This window comes from Lacinutrix cladophorae (genome assembly GCF_053604645.1).
Genome location: NZ_JBSHNR010000025.1, coordinates 1 through 4500, shown reverse-complemented (window position 1 = coordinate 4500; position 4500 = coordinate 1). Strand labels below are relative to the sequence as shown.

General features: G+C 30.0%; 5 protein-coding genes. All 5 read right to left on the bottom strand.

Translation table 11 applies throughout. From position 1 onward, the window contains the following. Nucleotides 1-135: 135 nt before the first annotated feature. A complete protein-coding gene (locus ACVC3Y_RS00120) occupies nucleotides 136-543 on the bottom strand; it encodes a hypothetical protein (RefSeq protein ID WP_452225718.1) in 408 nt (135 codons plus the stop codon). Between the two features lie 173 nt (nucleotides 544-716). Continuing rightward, entirely contained in the window at nucleotides 717-1274 is a 558-nt protein-coding gene (locus ACVC3Y_RS00115; protein WP_452225717.1) for a hypothetical protein, read from the bottom strand. Between the two features lie 821 nt (nucleotides 1275-2095). Continuing rightward, nucleotides 2096-2602 carry a hypothetical protein gene (locus tag ACVC3Y_RS00110; protein WP_452225716.1) on the bottom strand — a complete coding sequence of 169 codons (507 nt, stop codon included), beginning with the start codon at nucleotides 2600-2602 and terminating at the stop codon, nucleotides 2096-2098. A 146-nt stretch (nucleotides 2603-2748) separates the two neighbouring features. Beyond that, on the bottom strand, nucleotides 2749-3405 hold the full coding sequence (locus tag ACVC3Y_RS00105; protein WP_452225715.1) for a hypothetical protein: 657 nt from the start codon (nucleotides 3403-3405) through the stop codon (nucleotides 2749-2751). Nucleotides 3406-3444: 39 nt separating this feature from the next. Next, nucleotides 3445-4449 carry an IS30 family transposase gene (locus tag ACVC3Y_RS00100; protein ID WP_452225714.1) on the bottom strand — a complete coding sequence of 335 codons (1005 nt, stop codon included), beginning with the start codon at nucleotides 4447-4449 and terminating at the stop codon, nucleotides 3445-3447. Between the last annotated feature and the right edge of the window lie 51 nt (nucleotides 4450-4500).

Below are 4500 nucleotides of genomic sequence, written 5' to 3'. Positions count from 1 at the left end.
AACGGTTTAGCATATGGTTTGTTGCGTGATTAAGTCACTAAGTTAGTAAATAAAAACCGAATAGAAAGTCCGCGAGGACTTTCGTAAGCAGGCTAGAACCTAGCAATAAAATATATGCATTGTTGTACAACGTTTTTATTCAGTTTTCAATTCAGATGATTTATTCCAACCTTTAGAATTCCGCATTGCAATTTTTAACATTTCCATTGCTTTGTCCAAAGATTTTGTTGCTCCTTTCACATATGCATTTTCCCAAGGTTCCGATTCTTTTGGAATAAGATATTCAATATGATATTCATCCATTCCAGTTGTCAGAATTACATAAGTTTGAGAAGTATAATCATTTTCAGTTTGTAAAATCAGATGGTAATGAGAAGTCAATCCCCAAATTTCCGTTTCTTTAAATTCCGAGTTAATTCTGTCAATCCAATTCAGCATTAAAGTTCCAACACCTTTTGAAACAACATTGGATTCGTTTTTTATTTCAGTGTAAAATTCAATCAGAGTTTTACTTTTTTGGTCTGTATTTCGTTTAATCGGCATTTTTGGTCAAATGTTGTACAACGTGTTAGTATATGGAAAGTTGCGGGTTTGTGTGCGAGGAATTTCCGAAGGAAATTCAGACGTAGCAAACTTGCAACGACCTTTTTTTAAGCACAACACCAGCAATTTTTTATATACTGTGTTGTGGTGTCGTTTTTCTATTTTTACTTCTATTAATAATCAAATTTATAGGTGTTTGTTGTTTGTCTTTTTGTCCAATTTTTAAATTCTAAATTTACAATCACTTCTTGAGTTCCGTGAATTTTTTCTTTAAAATCAAAGATTGTAGAGTATACAATTCCGTACTTTTTTAGCACTTCATCTATTTTTCTTTTTTCCAATTGTGCTTTTTTATCTTTTTTCCTAAATCTATTCAGTTTCGAGTAAGCAACTCCAAGGAATGTAAATCCGCTTGCAATTATTCCAATTTTCACAGTCCAAAGAAAAAGGCTGTATATAGTCCAACTAGAAAAAAAATATCCGCCAATTATTAATAAAAAACCAATAATTGTAGTAGAGTAAAAAGTCAAATGTGTTGATTTTTTATTTCTGCGTATTATTTCCAATTCGAGATTTGCAATTTCTAACTTTTCTTTAAATTTTTTGTCAAGAGTAATTTTCGAGCAAGTGTTATGAAAGTCAGGATTTTTATTGGTCAATTTACAGATCAAACCTTTTTCAAGACTAGTCAATTCGTTTTCACATAAATTACAATGTCTTGATAAATTCATTAACTTTTCTGTTCAGGTTTTAGTTAGTTTTTTATTTTCGAAGCGTTTTGGTAAATGCACCACAACGGTTTAGCATATGGTTTGTTGCGTGATCAAGTCACTAAGTTAGTAAATAAAAACCGAATAGAAAGTCCGCGAGGACTTTCGTAAGCAGGCTAGAACCTAGCAATAAAATATATGCATTGTTGCCAGTAGTTTTTATTCCGCTATATTTTTTAATTCAGACATTCAGCTTTTAATTCAGTCCGAACTCAATAGATTTCGTTAAAGAAATAAATCAAAAATAAAGGAAACCACATTGAAACAATAACATATAGGTTTCCAATCCATTTAGTTTTTTTATCAAGAGTTTTATTCCGCTTTAAAATTTTTTCAGTCCGATTCCTCCAAACAAATCTGTAAGTATGAATTCCTCCCAAAATTAAATACAAGGGAATTATTGATAAGGCAAAATGTTGCTTACTCAAAATCAAATTCAAATCAGTTGTATAATAAAGAACTATTATTAAAATCAATATGTTAGTTCCTTGACAGAAAGAAGTCAGAAATATTGGAAAAGCTTCTGGGTCAGAATCTTTAGTTTTCTGTTTTTCGTAATGATATTGGAAAAAGTCATCATAAAATTCTGTTATGCATTTCAATATCATATTTTCAATTCGATTTCGATTTTCTCAAATTACTGGCAACGTGTATGTGTATGATTAGTTGCGTGGTTAAGCACGTAATTTAGCAAATAAAAACCGAATAGAATATTCCGCAGGAATATTCGTAAGTAGTCTAGAACCAAGCAATTAATTATACACGTGGTTGTACACCGTATTTTATTCCGTTGTTGCTTTTTTTGCTCTTTCCATAACAGATTCGGTCAATTCATACATTGAGCAACTTTGTTCACTCATTTTTCGTTTTCCAATTCGTTTTATTTCAGCACTATCATTTTCCCAATCGAAAACATAAATTATTTCTCGATAAACTTCGTTCAATTTTTTATAATTTAATTCGTTGTCTTTTATTTCAAAGTTTTCTTCGGTTTCTATAATCTTAATTGGGATTCCGTTATTCAGATAAATAATTGTTCTTATTCGACCATAAGAAAGTCCGATTTCCTCAACTATTTTACAAATCTTTTTTTCATTCCGCCAAACTTTTAAAATTCCGCCACCATCTGTAGTAATTCCAGTCAGTTCCACCCAATCAAATTCAGTTTCCGTAAGAGTGGAATCCGATTCTATAGAATTCACTTTGTTATCAATTCGGTCAAGATTATTTTCCTGTCCAAATGTTAAAAATCCGATTAAGGTAAATATGATTACGAATGTTTCTCTCATATGGTGTACAACGTGTTTGTGTATGAAAAGTTGCGTTTTTGTAAGCGAGAATTTTCCGTAGGAAAATCAGACATAACAAAAGTGCAACTAACTTTATTTAAGCACTAATGTAGCATTTTTTTATACACGATGTTAGTGCCAGTTTTTTAAAAAGGTAAATCATCTTCTAATGCTTTGTAGAAAGATTCAAATACTTCTTCTTGCACATTTTCTTTTATAAAATCTTTACATTTCCCTTGTTCAATTTCTGAAAACTTGCTAATCATATTTCTGTATGTCCAAGTATAATACCATTTAGTGTTTTCAGTCATATTATGATAACGAACAATATTTATTAGTAAATCAAAAAATTTTTGTTTTAGTTCTGGTGAATGGATGTATAGACCTAAAAATGAAAAAAGTTCTCTAATCCGATTGTTCTCAATTTCGTTATTCCAAGCAGATGCACCTTCAACTTTATTATATATATAAGTAAGAATCAATTCTTTTTCATCTTCGTGTAAAACTCTTAAATCATCTCCAAAAATTTCAAACAAAGTATAAATATGTTGTTTTTTCCCTTTTTCCACTTCTTTTAATAGACGTTTGCAAAACACCAATAATTGTTTTTTATCTATTACTTTTTTTAAAGGCTTTATATATTTTATAAACTTTGCGTAATCATTAAACTCATAATTTTCTATTTCATATTCAACAAGTAAATTTATTAGTTTTACCTTTTCGTGTTCATTTAATTTTAAAATAAGTTTTTCATAAATAGAATATGTTGCGTTATCAACAATTATTTTATTAGCTGCATTCAAGGTTCTAACGCAACAAACGTTGCTTTTTTTTGTTAGATACTAAGCTACATTTTTTAGTTCAGAATCCATAATTTCTAGAGGTGTTTTATATCCTATAATTTTGCGAGGTCTATTGTTAAGTTTTACTTGAATTTGCATCAATAATTTTTCATCAATTAGATTAAAATCTGTTCCTTTTGGTAGGTACCTTCTTATGAGTCCATTTGTATTTTCATTAGTTCCTCTTTCCCAGGAAGAATAGGGATGCGCAAAGTAAATTTTCATACCGGTATTTTGAGTTATTTTTTCATGTTTAGCCATTTCAATTCCGTTATCGTAAGTCATTGTTTTTTTAAATAATTTGTTAAGTTGATTTAATTTATAAGAGAACATTTTAGCAATCTCATCAGATTTTCTGCTATTCAATTTAATGATTAATGTGTATCTGGATTTTCGCTCAACGATTGTTCCTATTGCTGATTTTTGGCCCTTTCCAATAACTAAGTCACCTTCCCAATGACCAACTTCTTTTCTTAATTCGATATGCTTAGGTCTTAGGTCAATACTGACTTGATTGATTATTTTGCTTCCTGTTCCTCGTCTTTTTTTAGAAGGTCTTCGTCTAGTTTTTTTGCGCACAAGTAGTTTGATTAGTTTCTTGTTTAAACTAGCTTGTGGCCTTGTGTAAATGTGTTTGTAGATGGCTTCGTGAGAAATAGACATTATGTGATTGTTAGGATAGAGTTCCTTAATTCTTCCAGAAATTTGCTCAGGAGTCCATTGCGATAAAAGTCCTTTATATACAAAGAATCTTAAAAGCGAGTAGGTGCTTATTTTATCAAGATTTCTTTTGTTTAAATAATCGTCTTTAGCGCACCAATGAGCTAAATGAGCTTCGTATTTATCGTACTTATTTTGCACCCATTTATTGACTTCTCTAGAGATTGTTGATCTAGATCTATCTAGTCTTTTAGCTATATAAGCTTTCGTGTTGTTTTCGTTTAAAAGAGTCTCTATTTGAATTCTCTCTTTTAGAGTAAGTCGTTTATGTTTTTTTACTTCCATTATAACAAATCTATAAATTTAGATTTGTTGCGTTAAGTTATTGAATGGAGG

Coding starts and splice junctions, on each gene's coding strand:
- ACVC3Y_RS00100 (WP_452225714.1), bottom strand. CDS start 4,449: ATGGAAGTAAAAAAACATAAACGACTTACTCTAAAAGAGAGAATTCAA.
- ACVC3Y_RS00120 (WP_452225718.1), bottom strand. CDS start 543: ATGCCGATTAAACGAAATACAGACCAAAAAAGTAAAACTCTGATTGAA.
- ACVC3Y_RS00115 (WP_452225717.1), bottom strand. CDS start 1,274: ATGAATTTATCAAGACATTGTAATTTATGTGAAAACGAATTGACTAGT.
- ACVC3Y_RS00110 (WP_452225716.1), bottom strand. CDS start 2,602: ATGAGAGAAACATTCGTAATCATATTTACCTTAATCGGATTTTTAACA.